Origin of the sequence: Variovorax sp. MSC1_012, from assembly GCF_023667525.1 — a bacterium.
GTDB classification, from domain to species: Bacteria; Pseudomonadota; Gammaproteobacteria; order Burkholderiales; family Burkholderiaceae_C; genus Variovorax; species Variovorax beijingensis_B.
Window position 1 is genome coordinate 3,587,175 of record NZ_CM174443.1, and the last position, 15,987, is coordinate 3,603,161.

The 15,987-nt window shown below is 68.8% G+C and carries 13 protein-coding genes; 6 read left to right on the plus strand and 7 right to left on the minus strand.

Going from position 1 to position 15,987, the window contains the following annotated elements; translation table 11 throughout:
• The first annotated feature begins 55 nt into the window (after nucleotides 1–55).
• Nucleotides 56–964, plus strand: a complete 909-nt coding sequence (locus L1081_RS16900; RefSeq protein ID WP_489413211.1) for a LysR substrate-binding domain-containing protein — start codon at nucleotides 56–58, stop codon at nucleotides 962–964.
• A gap of 81 nt (nucleotides 965–1,045) precedes the next feature.
• On the opposite strand, the gene L1081_RS16905 is transcribed toward L1081_RS16900, so the two are convergent.
• A complete protein-coding gene (locus tag L1081_RS16905) occupies nucleotides 1,046–1,426 on the minus strand; it encodes an HU family DNA-binding protein (RefSeq protein ID WP_018903798.1) in 381 nt (126 codons plus the stop codon).
• Nucleotides 1,427–1,529: 103 nt separating this feature from the next.
• Nucleotides 1,530–2,444, minus strand: coding sequence for a LysR family transcriptional regulator (locus L1081_RS16910; protein ID WP_489413212.1), 915 nt, complete (start codon nucleotides 2,442–2,444; stop codon nucleotides 1,530–1,532).
• 144 nt (nucleotides 2,445–2,588) lie between these two features.
• On the opposite strand from L1081_RS16910, the gene L1081_RS16915 reads away from it, so the two are divergent.
• Complete coding sequence (locus tag L1081_RS16915) at nucleotides 2,589–3,572, plus strand: tripartite tricarboxylate transporter substrate-binding protein (protein ID WP_489413213.1); 984 nt, start codon at nucleotides 2,589–2,591, stop codon at nucleotides 3,570–3,572.
• A 20-nt stretch (nucleotides 3,573–3,592) separates the two neighbouring features.
• Nucleotides 3,593–5,119, plus strand: a complete 1,527-nt coding sequence (locus tag L1081_RS16920; protein ID WP_489413214.1) for an amidase family protein — start codon at nucleotides 3,593–3,595, stop codon at nucleotides 5,117–5,119.
• 18 nt (nucleotides 5,120–5,137) lie between these two features.
• On the opposite strand, the gene L1081_RS16925 is transcribed toward L1081_RS16920, so the two are convergent.
• The gene (locus tag L1081_RS16925; protein WP_489413215.1) at nucleotides 5,138–5,890 is read right to left on the minus strand and encodes a carbonic anhydrase family protein; all 753 of its coding nucleotides are present in this window, start codon (nucleotides 5,888–5,890) and stop codon (nucleotides 5,138–5,140) included.
• Between the two features lie 186 nt (nucleotides 5,891–6,076).
• On the opposite strand from L1081_RS16925, the gene L1081_RS16930 reads away from it, so the two are divergent.
• Both L1081_RS16930 and L1081_RS16935 read left to right on the plus strand, forming a co-directional pair.
• Nucleotides 6,077–8,278, plus strand: coding sequence for a heavy metal translocating P-type ATPase (locus L1081_RS16930; protein WP_489413216.1), 2,202 nt, complete (start codon nucleotides 6,077–6,079; stop codon nucleotides 8,276–8,278).
• 55 nt (nucleotides 8,279–8,333) lie between these two features.
• Entirely contained in the window at nucleotides 8,334–8,552 is a 219-nt protein-coding gene (locus L1081_RS16935; protein ID WP_489413217.1) for a hypothetical protein, read from the plus strand.
• A gap of 37 nt (nucleotides 8,553–8,589) precedes the next feature.
• Here L1081_RS16935 and L1081_RS16940 read toward each other — a convergent pair whose 3' ends face one another.
• Nucleotides 8,590–9,024, minus strand: coding sequence for a CBS domain-containing protein (locus L1081_RS16940; protein ID WP_489413218.1), 435 nt, complete (start codon nucleotides 9,022–9,024; stop codon nucleotides 8,590–8,592).
• A 199-nt stretch (nucleotides 9,025–9,223) separates the two neighbouring features.
• Here L1081_RS16940 and L1081_RS16945 point away from each other — a divergent pair, with 199 nt between their 5' ends.
• Nucleotides 9,224–10,330 carry an SMP-30/gluconolactonase/LRE family protein gene (locus L1081_RS16945; RefSeq protein WP_489413219.1) on the plus strand — a complete coding sequence of 369 codons (1,107 nt, stop codon included), beginning with the start codon at nucleotides 9,224–9,226 and terminating at the stop codon, nucleotides 10,328–10,330.
• Nucleotides 10,331–10,347: 17 nt separating this feature from the next.
• On the opposite strand, the gene L1081_RS16950 is transcribed toward L1081_RS16945, so the two are convergent.
• From L1081_RS16950 to L1081_RS16960, 3 genes are all read right to left on the minus strand, one after another.
• Nucleotides 10,348–12,486 (minus strand): LamG-like jellyroll fold domain-containing protein, encoded by a 2,139-nt coding sequence (locus L1081_RS16950; RefSeq protein WP_489413220.1) that lies wholly within the window; start codon nucleotides 12,484–12,486, stop codon nucleotides 10,348–10,350.
• A gap of 195 nt (nucleotides 12,487–12,681) precedes the next feature.
• Nucleotides 12,682–14,832, minus strand: coding sequence for a glycogen debranching N-terminal domain-containing protein (locus L1081_RS16955; protein WP_489413221.1), 2,151 nt, complete (start codon nucleotides 14,830–14,832; stop codon nucleotides 12,682–12,684).
• Nucleotides 14,833–14,834: 2 nt separating this feature from the next.
• Nucleotides 14,835–15,923, minus strand: coding sequence for a glycosyltransferase (locus tag L1081_RS16960; RefSeq protein WP_489416803.1), 1,089 nt, complete (start codon nucleotides 15,921–15,923; stop codon nucleotides 14,835–14,837).
• Nucleotides 15,924–15,987 lie beyond the last annotated feature (64 nt).

Here is a 15,987-nt window from a genome sequence, read left to right on the forward strand (position 1 = left end):
AGGAATACCATCCACAAGCCCCGATTCCCGGCCCCATTCACCCAGATCCAGACCGATGCCAGCGCCCGAGCTTTCCAGCCGCCAACTGCGCGCGTTCACGGCCTTGGCCGAGCAGCGCAACTTCACACGCGCGGCGCAGACCTGCCATTTGTCGCAGCCCGCGTTCAGCGCACTGATCCGCACGCTCGAGGAAACGCTCGGCGCCCGGCTGTTCGACCGCGACACGCGCAGCGTGCAGCTCACGCCCGAGGGCCGGCTGTTCGAACCCTCGGCGCGGCGGCTGCTGGACGACATGCAGGGCGCCATCGGCGACTTGGCCGACCATGCCCAGCGGCGCAAGGGCCGCGTGAGCGTGGCGGCCCTGCCCTCCCTGGCGGCAGGCCGGCTGCCGGCGATCCTGGCGGAGTTCATGCAGGTATGGCCCGGCATCACGGTCGAACTGCACGATGCGCTGTCGGACGCCTGCATTGCCCAGTTGCGCAGCCACCAGGCGGATTTCGCGCTCGCGGCAACGGGTGCCGGCGCCGCGGCGGCCAGCGACCTGCGCGGACGCAAGCTCTGCGGCGACCGCTTTCACCTGGTCTGCCGCAAGGACCATCCGCTCGCCGGCGCCGCCAGGCTGACTGCACGGCAGCTCGCGCCATGGCCCTTCATCCAGATGGCGCGCAACAGCAGCGTGCGCCAGTCGCTCGACGCTGCGCTGCACCCGCTGCGGCTCAACGCGGTGTTCGAGGTCGAGCACCTGGCCACGGTGATGGGGCTGGTCGAGGCCGGCATCGGCATCAGCGTGGTGCCGGAACTCACGCTCTTTCATTTCCAGCGCGAGACGCTGGTGACGCGGCCGCTGCCGCTGCCCGGCCTCACGCGCACCATCTACCTGGTGCAGCGCCGGGAGGGAAGCCTGTCGGTGGCGGCGCAGACGCTGCATGACCTGATCCTTGCGCGGCTGGGCACGCCGGCCTGAGCTGAAATTCCGCCCGGGAAAAAGAAAACGGCCCGAAGGCCGTTCTGCGTGGAGGCAGCCTTGCGGCTGCGATCCACTTGCTTACTTCTTGGCAGCCTTCTTGGCGGGTGCTGCCTTCTTGGCCGGTGCTGCCTTCTTGGCGGCGGGCTTGGCTGCGGCGGCCTTGTCGGCCTTGCGCTTTGCAGCCTTGGGGTCGATGGCGGCCTTGAAGGCTGCGCCCGGCACGAACTTGGGCACCTTCTGCGCGGCGATCTTGATCTTGGCGCCGGCTTGCGGGTTGAAGCCAGTGCGCGCGGCGCGCGCCACTTGCTTGAAGGTGCCGAAGCCGATGAGCTGCACGGGGTCGCCCTTCTTCACTGCGGCGACGATGGAGCCCGTGACGGTTTCCAGGATGCGGGCGGCTTCGGCCTTGCTGACGTTGTGGGCGGTGGCGATCTTTTCGACCAGTTCGATACGGTTCACTTGAAAAATTTCCTTTGGTTTGTTCTCGTCATGTTGCCAATGACGGCGCAGCGGCTGAGGCCGTCTGCAAGCGGCGCGGAGTGTAGCGCACGCGCGGCCGCCTTCAGGCCGAGGCCTTGATGGCATCCGTCAAAAACCGCACGAATGCCTTGCCTGCATCGGGCAACGAGCGGCCCGCGAGCGTCTCGACTTCGAGGTGGCGCTCGTTCATTTCGCGGTCCTTCAACGGGATGGCCACCAGGGCCTTCGACTTCAGCTGCGTACGGATCGACAGCTCGCCATAGAAGGCGATGGTGCCGCCACCCGCGGCCGCAAAGCTCACCAGCGCATTCGCATGGTTGCTCGACATGGCCTGCACGTACTGCAGCCCCTGCCTGCTGCAGCTGATGTCGAGCAGCTGCCGGATCGAGCTGTCCCGCGGCGGCAGGCCCAGCGGATAGGCCGCCACCTGGCGCAGCGAGAGCTGCCGTTGCCCCGCCAGCGGATGGTCGCTCGCCATCACGGCGAGGATCGGGCTCGGGTGGCGCAGCTCGATCCGGATGCCGGGCTCTGGCACCGAACTCAGCGTGATGCCCACGTCCGCTTCGCCGTCGCGGATGCGCCCGGGAATCTCGTGGGGCGGGCAGACCTCGAGGTGAAAGCGGATGCCTTCGTGCCTGGCGCGAAAGCGCGAGATCAGCGTGGGAAGAAAGTCGAACGCGAAACCCTCGGTGCTCGCCACGCGCACGCGCCCGCTGCGCAGGCCGCGCAGGCCCTGGATCTCGCCGGCCACGCGCTCGATGTCCTGCTGCACCCGCTTGGCATGCGCGGCCAGCAGCTCGCCGGCCGCATTGGGCACCATGCCGCGCGCGTGCCGGTCGAACAGCAGCGTGTCGAGCTCGCGCTCCAGGCGCGCCACCTGCCGGCTCACGGCGGAAGGCGCCACGTTGAGCTTGAGCGCGGCCTCCTTCACCGAACCGGTCCTGACCACCTCCAGGAAGTAGCGGACCGCGGTCTCCTGCAGCGTGTGAAGCGACATGTTTCTTCCTTGCGGCAGTGGGGCGACGCGCGGCGATCGATTGCCGAATCGGCAATCCACAATTCTAAACATTGCGCTTGTGGCAGCGCGCTGCGCCTCCTAGGATGAACCTGCATCCCCGCTCTGTTCCTCCAGGAGTCCTTCATGAAACGCCTCCCCGCACTGGCCCGCATGGTGCTGCTGTCCTGCCTTGGCCTCGCGCCCTTTGCGGCCCTGGCCGCCGACACCGGGTTTCCGTCGCGCCCGGTCACGCTCGTGATTCCGTTTCCGCCCGGCGGCGCCACCGACGTGAACGGCCGCGTGATCGCCCAGCGCCTGGGCAAGGAACTCGGCCAGCCCGTGGTCATCGAGAACCGCGGCGGCGCCGGCACCGTGATCGGCGCGAGCTATGTCTCCAAGGCGGCGCCCGATGGCTACACGCTGCTGATCAGTTCGGGCACCACCTTCACCGTGAACCCCGCCATCCGCCCCAACCTTCCCTACGACCCGGTCAAGGGCTTCGAGCCGATCGGCCTGGCCGGACGCGTGGGCCTCATCCTGCTTGCGAACAGCGAGGTGCCGGTGCAGACCGTCAAGCAGTTCGTCGACTACGTGAAGGCCTCGCCCGGAAAGTATTCGTACGCGTCCTACGGCACCGGCACCACCTCGCAGTTCGCGGGAGAAACCATCCTGCATGCCGCCGGCCTCAAGATGACGCACGTGCCCTACAAGGGCAGCGCCCCGGCCATGACGGACCTGATGGGCGGGCAGGTTCCGTTCAGCGTCGACACCGTGAGCGCGGCCATTCCCCAGCTCAAGAGCGGCAAGATCAAGGCCATTGCCGTGACCACGGCCAAGCGTTCGACGCTGCTGCCCGACGTGCCCACCATGGCCGAGAGCGGCTACCCCGAAGTCAGCACCGACACCTGGCTGGTCCTGGCCGCGCCGAAGGGCCTGCCGCCCGAGGTGAAGGCCAAGCTCGAAAAAGCCCTGGCCGCGACCATCGCCGATCCCGACACGCGGGCTAAGCTCAGTGCCCAGGGCCTCGAGCCGGGCTACAGCAATTCGGCCGCCGTGAGCGAACTGATCGCCAAGGAATTGCCGCTGATGCGCGCCATCGCCGCCCGCGCAAACATCACCGCAGATTGATGGACGCCCCCCGAAGCGACATGAGCAGCCACACCGAATTGATCGAACACTCCGCCGTCGAACTGCGCCGGCTCATCGGCAGCAAGGCGGTCTCGCCGGTCGAGCTGCTCGAAGCCTGCATCGCGCGCATCGAGCGCGTGAACCCCTTCATCAACGCCGTGACGGCCACCTGCTTCGAGCGCGCACGGGCCGAGGCCCGCGCGGCGGAAAGCGCCGTGATGCGCGGCGACGCGCTGGGCCTGCTGCACGGCCTGCCGCTCGGCGTGAAAGACCTGGAGCCCACTGAAGGCCTGCTCACCACCTGGGGCTCCGCGATCTTCCGCGACCACGTGCCGCAGGAAGACATCGAACTGGTGGCGCGCCTTCGCAGGGCCGGCGCCATCGTGGCGGGCAAGACCAACGTTCCCGAAATGGGCGCCGGCGCCAACTCGCGCAACGAGGTGTGGGGCGCCACCGGCAACCCCTTCAACCCGAACCTCAATGCCGGCGGTTCTTCCGGCGGCTCGGCCGCCGCGCTGGCCTGCGACATGCTGCCCGTGTGCACCGGCTCCGACACCGGTGGTTCGCTGCGCATTCCGGCCGCCAAGTGCGGCGTGGTGGGCTTTCGGCCCTCGCCGGGCATCGTGCCGAGCGTGCGCAAGCTGCTGGGCTGGACGCCGATCTCGGTCGTGGGCCCGATGGGCCGCACGGTGGAAGACGCCTGCCTGCAGATGGCGGCCTCCGCCGGCATGCACGCGGGCGATCCGCTGAGCTATCCGCTCGATCCGCTCAGCTTCCTGAAGCCGGCCGGCATCGACCTGAGCAACCTGCGCGTGGCGTGGACCGAAGACTTCGGCACCTGCGCGGTGGACGACGGCATCCGCGCCACCATGCGCGGAAAGATCGGCGCGATGCGGCACCTGTTCAAGCGCTGCGACAAGATCGAGCTCGACCTCGGCGAAGCGCACCGCTGCTTCGACGTGCTGCGCGCCGAGGCCTTCGTGGCCGGCATGCATGCCGCCTACCAGCGCGACCCGGCCAGCCTGGGACCCAACTCCCGCGCCAACTACGAGATGGGCGCGCAGATGAGCCTGCTCGACAGCGCCTGGGCCCAGGCCGAGCAGACGCGGCTCATCAAGCGCTTCCAGGCCGCCTTCGCCGACTACGACCTGATCCTCTCGCCCACCACGCCCGTGTCGCCCTTTCCGTGGACGCAGCTCTATGCGGACACCATCAACGGCGAGAAGCAGGCGAACTACTACCGCTGGCTCGCGCTGACCTACGTGGTCACGCTGACGACGCATCCGGCGCTGTCGCTGCCCTGCGGGCTCGACCATGCGGGCATGCCGTTCGGGCTGCAGATCGTGGGCGCCTTCAGGGCCGACCACCAGGTGCTGGGCGCGGCGCGTGCCATGGAACAGGCCTTCGCGGCCGATGCGCAACTGCGCCGCCCGCGGCCCGACATCGCATCGCTGCGCGCGGCCGAGCCTGCGCTCACATCGATCGTCACGGCGCCGCCGGGCTCGCGAAGCGGCGCGCCTGCGGACGCGGACGTCTCCACCGTCTGAAGAAAAACCGCCCTGGGTTCAGCGGGCCGCGGATGCGGGGCGACTCTCCGCCGCCGTCAGGGACACCGCCGGAAAACGGATGAGCGGGCGCCCGTTGAGGGCCTGCAGGCTGCGGTTGTTGTGGGCATAGCGCGCACGGAACTGCGCAATCTGGGCGGGCGCCAGCGGCACGGGCGCCTGCAGCACGTACCACTCGACGTTCTCCGTCAGCGGCGGCGTGGTCAACGAACCCAGGTAGTGGAAGTAGGCCTTGTCCCTGGGCAGGAGCACAGAGATGTCGGTCGCCGGCAGCTCGCCGCGGCCGTCCTTGCCGAGCGCGCCCAGTACCTTGGCCGCCAGCGGGTTGGCCGCCCCCTCGCGGTACATGACGCCGACCACTGCCAGGCGGCCATCTGTGGCACGGAACACGAAGTGCCCCTCCAGCGGGAAATGCTTTCCGTTCAGCGTGTGTTCGCTTTCGGCATGGAAGTGAAACTGCATCAGCTTGAAATGCCGTCCGCGGATCATGGCCTCGGGCCCCTTCGCCTCGACCTCCACCGCGTGCCCGTTGTCGACAACTTCGAGCCTTGCGCGGGCGTGGTTCAGGCGGATGTCCTGCGGCTCAAGCGAATCGCCGGCCCGGGCCTCCTGCGTGGGAATGTCGATCGGCGACTGGGCGCTGTCGTGCACTGCCTTCCAGCTGTCCTGGTGCTCGTAGTCGAGCGTCTGGGCATGGAGGGTTGAGGTCGCGAGCAGCGCAACGGCCAGGAGATGGCGAAAGACGGGAGGCATGGGCAGGAATTCCGGCAAGAAGTTGTGAGAGGGGCCTGCCGCACGCCTCTTGACCTTGCCACGATGTCAACCCTGAAACTGAAGCCCGCTTCAATGAAGGAGACCTCATGCAAGAGTTCGAGATTCAGTCGATGACCTGCGGCGCGGCCATTCTCCGGCGGCCTGCCTGACCCGAAGCTGACTGCCATGAACCACACGCACTCCCGCGACACGCACTCCCACCACGCACCGCACCGGCATGCGCCCACGGCCGAGGCGCCGACCCAGCCCGCCGGCACCATCTACACCTGCCCGATGCATCCGGAGGTCCGGCAGGACCATCCAGGCAACTGCCCCAAGTGCGGCATGACGCTGGAGCCCCTGATGCCGACGCTCGAGGAGGGCGAAGACCCCGAGCTGCGCGAATTCAAGCGGCGCTTCATCTGGACGCTGCCGCTCACCCTCGCGGTCACCGTGCTCGCAATGGCGGGACACCGGCTGCAGTGGTTCGAGATGGCCACGCAGAGCTGGATCGAGCTGGTTCTTTCGGTGCCGATCGTGCTCTGGGCGGGATGGCCCTTCTTCAGGCGCGCCGTGCAATCGGCCGCCAACCGCAGCCCCAACATGTGGACGCTCATCGGCCTGGGCACCGCGGCCGCATTCGCCTACAGCGTGGTGGCTACGGTGGCGCCGCGCGTGTTTCCCGATTCGTTCATGTCGATGGGCCGCGTGGCGGTGTACTTCGAGGCGGCCGCGGTGATCATCTCGCTCACGCTGCTCGGCCAGATCCTCGAGCTCAAGGCGCGCTCGCAGACCTCGGCGGCCATCAAGTCGCTGCTGGGCCTCGCGCCCAAGACGGCGCGGCGCATCGGCACCGATGGCACTGAAGAAGACGTGCCGATCGCGCATGTGCACGTGGGCGACAAGCTGCGCGTGCGGCCCGGCGAGAAGGTGCCGGCGGACGGCGTGGTGGTCGAGGGCGCAAGCGCGGTCGACGAATCCATGCTCACCGGCGAGCCGCTGCCCGTGACCAAGCGGCCCGGCGACAAGCTCATCGGCGCCACGCTCAACACGAGCGGCGCCCTGGTGATGCAGTCGGAAAAGGTCGGCTCGCAGACTGTGCTCGCGAGCATCGTGCAGATGGTGGCGCAGGCCCAGCGCTCCCGGGCGCCGATGCAGCGCATGGCCGACCACGTGGCCGGCTACTTCGTGATGGCCGTCATCGCCATCGCGCTGCTGACCTTCTTCGCGTGGGGCTTCTTCGGGCCGGCGCCGAGCTGGACCCACGGGCTCATCAATGCGGTGGCGGTGCTCATCATCGCCTGCCCCTGCGCGCTCGGCCTGGCCACGCCGATGTCGATCATGGTGGCTACGGGCAAGGCGGCCACCCAGGGCGTGCTGTTCCGCGATGCGGCCGCCATCGAAAATTTCCGCAAGGTCGACGCGCTCATCGTCGACAAGACCGGCACGCTGACCGAAGGCAAGCCCGGCTTCGAACGCGCGGTGGCGCTGCCCGGCTTCAGCGAGGACGAGGTGCTGCGCCTCGCGGCGAGTCTCGACCAGGGCAGCGAGCATCCGCTCGCGCATGCCATCGTGCGTGCGGCGCGCGAGCGCGGGCTTGCGCTGGCCGCGGCCGACGAGTTCGAGTCCGCCAGCGGCATCGGCGTGAGCGGCAGCGCCGGCGGCCGCCGGCTCGCGCTCGGCAACACCGCGCTCATGGATCAGCTGGGCGTGCCGGTCGATGCGCTCAGGCCGCAGGCCGAGGCGCTGCGCGCCGAAGGGGCCAGCGTGATGTTCCTGGCGGTCGACGGGCAGCCCGCCGGCCTGCTGGCCGTGTCCGATCCGGTCAAGGCCACCACCGCGGAAGCGCTCGCGGCGCTCAAGGCGTCGGGCATGCGCGTGATCATGGCCACGGGCGATGGCCTGACCACCGCGCGCGCCGTGGCCGCCAGGCTGGGCATCGACGAGGTGCACGGCGAAGTCAAGCCGGCCGACAAGCTGGCGCTGGTCGAGAAGCTGCAGCGCGAAGGCCGCATCGTCGCGATGGCCGGCGACGGCATCAACGATGCGCCCGCGCTCGCCAAGGCCGACGTCGGCGTGGCCATGGGCACCGGCACCGACGTGGCGATGAACAGCGCCCAGGTCACGCTGGTCAAGGGCGACCTGCGCGGCATTGCGCAGGCGCGCATCGTCTCCGAGAAGACCATCGCCAACATGAAGCAGAACCTGGGCTTCGCGTTCGTCTACAACGCGCTCGGTGTGCCGCTGGCCGCCGGCGTGCTGTTTCCGTTCACGGGCTGGCTGCTGTCGCCGATGATCGCGGCGCTGGCGATGAGCCTGAGCTCGGCGTCGGTCATCACCAATGCCTTGCGGCTGAGAGCAGAGGGCACGGGCGGCAAGCCGGCCTGACGGCATTCGAATTCGGCCTACATACATTTGGCGCGGGTTCATGCAAGTTGGACGGATGACACAGCCCATCGAACTCATCATCGAGGAGCCAGCCCTCGGTTCATTTGTCTGGCGCCTGCTCGAAACGGATGCGAACGGAGCGAACCCCAAGGTGCTTCGCGACGCCTTCGATCCGGCGGACACCTATGAAGCCGCGCTGGCCGCGGGACAGCGCGCGCTCCACAGCGAGATCCGCCGGCGCGCGCCAAGCCAGGCCCGCGCTCAGAGCGCCTGAACGACACAGCCCCCGACGCACGGCCTGCCGGCCATTGCTACAAGTGCCTCGGCCGCGCAGGCTCGGAGATCGTTTCGAGCGGATCGGCCGCCGCACCGGCCTCGCCCTTGGCCGCCACGTCGCCGAGCGACAGGATGCCCACCAGGCGCTTGTCGCGGTCGACCACCGGAAGCCTGCGGATCTGCACCGCGCTCATCTGGCTGAGCGCCTCGTCGACCGTGTCGTCGGCATAGCACCAGTACGCGTCGGCGATCATGATCTGCTTGACCGGCGATGCGCTCAGGTCGATCTCGCGGGCCACGCCGCGCACGGCGATGTCCCGGTCGGTCACCACGCCGACCAGCCGGTTGCCGTCGCAGACCGGCAGCACGCCCACTTCGAGTTCTTCCAGGGCCTTGGCGGCCTGCACGATGGTGTCGCCCGGCGCCACCGTGCGCACGCCGCGCGTCATCACTTCATGAACTTGAGTCATCGCATGTCTTTCTGCAGCGAAGCCGGATGGAAAGCCCCCTGCAGATCCGAGCTTAGGCAGGCGCCGGCCGGGCCATGTCGGCGGTCTCGCGGAACGCAAGTCAGCCATGTCGCACTTGGCACGGCGGGGCGCGGATGCCGCGGTCGAATACGTAAGATCGCGTGCGCCGATTTCCGCAACGACACAAGGAGATTCACAGATGCAGAACGCAACCCTCAAGCCGCGCCGGCGCTTCCTGAAGAATGCCGCGGGCTCGGGTCTGGCCGCCTTCGCCGGGCTGGCCGGCGCGCAGTCCTTCGACTTCAAGCCCAACCAGCGCTACCCGGACCCCTCGGTGCTGATCCTGGATCCGAGCTTTGCCAAGTACCGCATCTACAGCAGCACCGTCGAGCAGCTGGGCACCGGCATGCGCTGGGCCGAGGGGCCGGTGTACTTTCCGGAGGGCGGCTATCTGCTGTGCAGCGACATCCCGAACAACCGGCTCATGAAGTACGACGAGAAGACCGGCAAGTTCACGGTGCACAAGCAGAACGCCAACTACGCCAACGGCAACACGCGCGATCGGCAGGGCCGCCTCGTCACCTGCGAGCATTCGGTCACGCGCCGCGTGGTGCGCACCGAGAAGAACGGCCGCATGACCGTGCTGGCCGACAGCTACGAGGGCAAGAAGCTCAACGCGCCCAACGACGTAGTCGTGAAATCCGACGACAGCGTGTGGTTCACCGACCCGACCTTCGGCATCAATGGCGAGTGGGAAGGATCGAAGGCCACGCCGGAGCAGGCCACCACCAACGTCTACCGCATCGCGAAGGACGGCAAGCTCAGCGCCGTCATCACCGATCTGGTGAACCCGAACGGGCTCGCGTTCTCGCCGGACGAGAAAAAACTCTACGTGGTCGAGTGGAAGGGCACGCCCAACCGCAGCATCTGGAGCTACGACGTTGCAGCCGATGGCGCCAGCGTGTCGAACAAGACCAAGCTCATCGACGCGGACGGCCCCGGCGCGCTCGATGGATTCCGCGTCGACCGCGACGGCAATCTCTGGTGCGGATGGGGCTTCAGCGGCGCATTCGCGCCCGAGCCCACCGACGTCGGCGGCGGCCTGAAGGCCCACCTGCCGCTCGGAAAATCCGAAGAGATGGACGGCGTGAAGGTCTTCAACCGCGACGGCAAGCCGATCGGCTTCATCCGCCTTCCGGAACGCTGCGCCAACCTGGAGTTCGGCGGGCCCAAGCGCAACCGCCTCTACATGGCGAGCAGCCATTCGCTCTATGCGCTCTACGTGGAGGCGCACGGCGCGGTCTAGCGGTCCAGCGTTCGGCCCTACACCAGCGCCGCAACCTCCGCGGCGCCCAGCGCGCCCTGGTAGATGCGGAAATCGCCGAGGCGGCCGCGCAGCGGCGGATCGTTCGGATACTGCGAACGCCCGAGCAGGTTCCGCGTCGTCTCGCCGAGCTCGCAGGGCGCGAAGCTCATCTGCGCATTGCTGCCGGCCGCCACGCCGTCGATGTACAGCGTTCCGAGCGTGCCGGACAGGGTCACCGCCACATGCACCCAGCGGCCGGTCGGCAGAGGCGACGCGCCTTCGATCATCTGCATGTTGTAGCCGTGGACCGGCGAGATGGCGTAGCGCACCTTGCCGGTGTCGCTGCGCGGCGTGAGCATCATGTAGCGGCGCTCGCCGGAGCCGAAGTCGAAGACTCGCGACCAGGTCGAGATCTCGTCCAGGAACACCCGGCAGGCGATGGTGAAGTCGGCCACGTTCTTGACCACGCCCGCGGGAAGTTCGGCGTAGTCGGCGGCCGCCTGCGTCTCGCTGAAGTCGCGCTGCAGCAGCAGCTCGGACTTGATGGCGGCGCGGGCCTCGTCGGAGGGGTTGCCTTCCCCGGCCGCGGTCAGCGCCACCACCGCGTAGTGGTACACCACGCCGGGCGCGACGGTGCTGTCGGTGAAGGTCAGCGTATCGCTGATGCCCGTGGCCACCGTGGCATACGGGCCGCCCGCCATGGTCGCGCGCTTGACCGAATAGCTCAGCGCGCCGGTGCAGCCCCACCACGACAGCTCGACCTGCGATCCATGCACCCGCGCGGTGAGCCCGCTCGGCCGCACCGGCGTTGCGATGGGGTCTCGCGTGTAGGTGAGTGTTCCGAAGCCGAGCTGGTCGCCGTTGTTGCCGTCCGTCTCGGGCCGCAGCTGCTCGGCCTGCAGCGCGGTGTAGGGCGTGGCAATGCCCAGGCGGTTGGCATAGTGGTTGTGGACGCTTTCCCAGATGCCGCGCCGGTGGCCGAGGCCGTCCGACAGCACGGTCTTCGTTCCCTGGCGGTTGGCGCTGGTGAGAAAGGGCACGGTGTAGAAGTTGCCGGCGCCGTCGCGCAGGTTGGACTTGGCCACGTACTCGGCGCCGGCCAGGAAGCGGTTGTTCTCGTAGCCGTAGATGTCGTCGCCCTGGTTCCAGGCCATCTCGCAGAACGCGCCCGCCAGGCCGATGCCCAGCGTGCAGTGCCCTTGGTCGCGGCCGCTCTCCTGCCACTGGCCGAGATAGCCGGGATGCACGTGGTAGACCGCCTGCAGGCCGGCGCCGTTGCCCTGGCCCGTCTTGTAGTAGCTGATCGCCTCGTCGTAGAGGTCCGGGCGGTCGCACAGGACGCCGATGGCCAGGATCGAGCCCATCGCGCACTGGTCCCAGTTGGCCCAGTAGTTGGTGATCACCGCACCGTTGTGCCTGGTGAGGAAGTCGTGGTTGAGCGGGTAGAACACTGTGAGCATCATGTTCTGGAAGCGCGCGAAATCGCTGGCCGCCCATCCCGGATAGGACCGCATGATCTCGGCCGCGTTGGCGAACTGCTGGCCATAGATGCCCGCCGCCAGGAAGCGGTCGGCATTGCCCTGGATCGAGGTCAGCGTGGACGACCACTCGTTGAGGAACACGACCGCGAGGTCGGCATAGCGCGTGTCCTCGGACACCTTCCAGCGCAGCGCGAGCTGGTAGGCGCGCGCGATGTCGATGAACATCTGCCCGAAGTTCGATCCGTCGCCGCCGCGTATCACCGTGGCCAGCGGCCGCGGCCTGGCGCCGAGCTGCGAACGGCCGTTGGACGTGAGCGCGTTCCAGCCGGCGACCCAGGGCTGCGCATTGGCCGCAACCTTCTGGCGCATGCGCTCGAAGTCGGCCTCGGTGTGCAGCAGGCCGGGGTGCACGAACTTGCGCGCCTGCGGCGCGGGAGGGGCCTCGTCGGGCGCAACGGGCGCATCAGGCGCGGCTGGCGGGGCGGCCGCCGGGGCCGATGCGTCCGCCTGCGGCGCACTGCCCAGCACGCCGAAGCCGCCCGCCACACCGCCGCCACCACCACCACCTCCTCCTCCGCACGCGGTGGTGCCGAGCGCGGCGAGGCTCATGGCGCTCACGCAGAACGCGCGACGGTCCAGGGGATGGCTGTTGTTTTCGCTTTGTGACTGATGCATGTCGGGATCGAGTTTTGTTAAACCTCGTTACCGCAACATGCATGCCCAATCCGCGGATGCATCCTTTTCCATTCACCGAATCGCCGGCGCGGGACGCGACAGTGCAGGAAGCCGCGCCCCGGATGACATTCAGTGTCACACCCGGCGCGCCCATGCGCTCAGAAATGTCATGCCAGCCCGCCGCGGGCCGCCGCGCTAGAGCTGCAGGTTGACCTGGACGCCGGGCGTGCCGGGCGCTGCTTGCGCGACCACCACGATGCGCTCCTCGAGCCGCTGGAAATGCAGGTCCACCCGCGCCTGGCCTACCTGCAGCCGCTGCACATGCAGCTGGTCGATGTCGGCCGGCAGCCGCGGCTGCACGATCTTCACCTCGCGCCGGATGCCGTCCACCTGCAGGCCGAGGCAGGCCTGCAGCAGCATGAACACTGACCCCGCGGCCCAGGCCTGCGGCAGGCAAGCAACCGGATAGGCCACGGGCGACTGGCCCGGCTCGCGGTCGAAGCCGCAGAACAGTTCCGGCAGCCGCATGCCGAAGTGCGAGGCCGACTCGAACAGGTTGTCCAGGATGCGCACCACGCCGTCGCGCTCGCCGTAGCGCGCGAGGCCGGCCGCGCACAGGGCGGCGTCGTGCGGCCACACCGATCCGTTGTGATAGGACATCGGATTGAACCGCACCGCCTCGGCCGGCAGGGTGCGGACCCCCCAGCCCGATGCGAAGGCGGACGACAGCAGCTGGCGGCCCACGGCCTGGGCCCGCTCGGCGCTTGGCAGGCCGGCGAACAGCAGGTGGCCCGCATTGGAAGCGCGCACGCGGCAAGGCTCGTTGGCGCCGTCGATGGCCAGCGCATAGAAGCCCAGGTCGTCGAGCCAGAACCGGCTCTCGACCGAAAGGCGCATGGCCGCCGCGCGCTGGCGCCAGCGGCTCGCGCCCGCATCGCCGCGCCACTCGGCCATGGCCGACATCGCGAGAAAGGCCGCATAGGCATAGCCCTGGACCTCGACCAGCGCGATCGGCCCCTCGGGCGTGCGGCCGTCGGCGTGGAAGATGGAATCGTGGCTGTCCTTCCAGCCCTGATTGACCAGGCCGCTGGTCTCGCCGCGCTGGTAGGCGAGCAGGCCGTCCGGATGGCGCGCCATGTTCCGCTCCATCCATTCACAGGCCGCGCCGAGCGCGGGCCAGATGCGGTCGATGGTGGCGCGGTCGCCGGTGCGCCGTGCATAGGCGCCGGCCAGTGCCACGAACAGCGGCGTGGTGTCGACGCCGCCGTAGTACTGGCCGAACGGCAACTCGTCGACGGCGGCCATCTCGCCCTTGCGGGTCTCGTGCATGATCTTTCCGGGCTCCGCATCGCGAAAGCTCGAGGTCTGGTGCGCCTGCCGCGCCGCCAGGAATTCGAGCACGCCCTGCGCCAGCCGCGGGTCGATCCACAGCATCTGGAAGGCCGTGACGATGGCGTCGCGCCCGAATGGCGTCGAGAACCACGGGATCCCCGCATAGGGATAGGGGCCGGTGGGCAGGTCGGTGGTGAGCAGCGCGAGGTCGGCGCGCGAGCGGTCGAGCCAGGCCTGGAACAGGCGCCCCGAAGCGTGCAGCCGCGAGCCGCGCCGCTGGCGCTGGCGCATGCGCCAGCGCGCGAGCACGCAGGCCTCGCGGAAGCGCTGGGCATTGGGCCGCGCGGGTGCCGTGCCCACTTCCAGGTAGAGCGTCCAGTGGCCGCGCGCGGCCAGCGGCACCGTGAATTCCGCGGTGCCCGCGTCGAGATGCTGCGGCGCCTCGGAAAAATCGATGCAGGCCAGCCGCGTGACCGTGTCCAGCCCCTGGTAGCGCAGCACCACGCCCTGCGCGGAGACCTCGGGCGCGCCGATGTCGCCGCGCCGCGCGCGCCGCTGGCCGCGCACCTCGAACATGTCGCGGAAGTCGGCGCCGAACTGCAGCGCGAGCGGCGCCTGCGCCGGCTGGTCGCCGTAGTTGACCAGCCGGATGCGCTCGAACAGCCGCGCGCCCCAGAGAAAACGCTTGCGCTCCATGTGGATCACGCCCTGCGGCATGGACGTCGATCCGAGCACCGGCAGCGGCCGGTTGGTGAGGTTGGCGATGAAGAAGACGTTGTCGTGGCTCACGCCGCTGGACAAAAGCGGCGGCCGCGCGCCGTCCAGCCTGAGAACGAAGGTCGACAGCATGCGCGTGTCGTCGTGAAAGAGCCCGTCCACGCCGCCGCCCACGTCGCCATGGCCGTCCATGACGAAGTAGGTGTCGCCCTCCTTGAGCACGAAGGCATGCTGCACCGCGCGCTCGGGCGCGGGCTCGGCCTGCTCGGTGGCAGGCACTTCGGCGCTCATGTTCATGCTCAGGCGGCCTCGCGGTAGAGGGGCTCGTGCGGCTCTTGCGGCTCCTGTGGCAGGAGCCCGCCGCCGCCGGCCAGCCGCGCGTACTGCTCGACATAGGCGCTGGCCATGGCCGGTGCCGAATAGCGCCGCTCGAAGGCCTGCCGCACGCGGCGGCGGTCGAGCCCGCCGATGGCGTGCACCGCTTCGACGGCCTGCGCCTCGTCCTCCACGATGAGCCCGCTCACGCCGTCTTCGATCACCTCGGGCACCGAGCCGCAGCGCCACCCGATCACCGGCGTGCCGCAGGCCATGGCCTCGATCATCACCAGGCCGAAGGGCTCCGGCCAGTCGATCGGGAACAGCAGCGCGCGCGCACCGCCGAGGAACGCGGCCTTGTCGGCGTCACCGATTTCTCCGATGAATTCGACCAGCGGATCGTCCAGCAGCGGCCGGATCTTCTGCGCGAAGTAGGTCGCGTCCGCCGCGTCGACCTTGGCCGCGATCTTCAGCGGCAGCCCCGCGCGCCTGGCAATCTCGATGGCGCGGTCGGGCCGCTTCTCGGGCGAGATGCGGCCGAGGAAGGCCAGGTAGCCGCCGGGGTTCGGCTCAAAGGCGTAGGGCGTCTCTTCGAGTCCGTGCGGAATGGTCGCGAACCAGTTGGCGAAGGGCAGCGGCCTGCGCTGGTGCCGCGAGATGGAGACCAGCGGAAACTGGTTCCAGCGCATGTACGCGCCGGGCAGGTCCGCAATGTCCAGGCGCCCATGCAGCGTGGTGAGCGTGCGGCCGGCCATGTCCTCGAAGAAGGGGAAGTGCAGCAGGTCGACGTGGAAATGCAGCACGTCGAACTCGTGCGCTCGTCGTCGCACCTCGTGGAGCATGCAAAGGTGGCTGGCCAGGTCGGACTTCAACGGCGCCGGGTCCAGCCGCAAGGCTTGGGCCCGCATGGGCGCCAGGCGGGCCCGGGTCTGCGTGTCCGCGGAGGCGAACAGCGTGACCTCATGGCCCTGGTCCACCAGCGCATTGGCCAGGTGGGCAACGACCCGTTCGGTGCCGCCATAGAGCCGCGGCGGAACGGCTTCGTACAGGGGCGCGATCTGCGCGATCTTCATCGTCAAGACAATCTCCTCGCAAGGGAATGAATGAACAAGGAACAAGGCGAAGAATGGAGGCGGC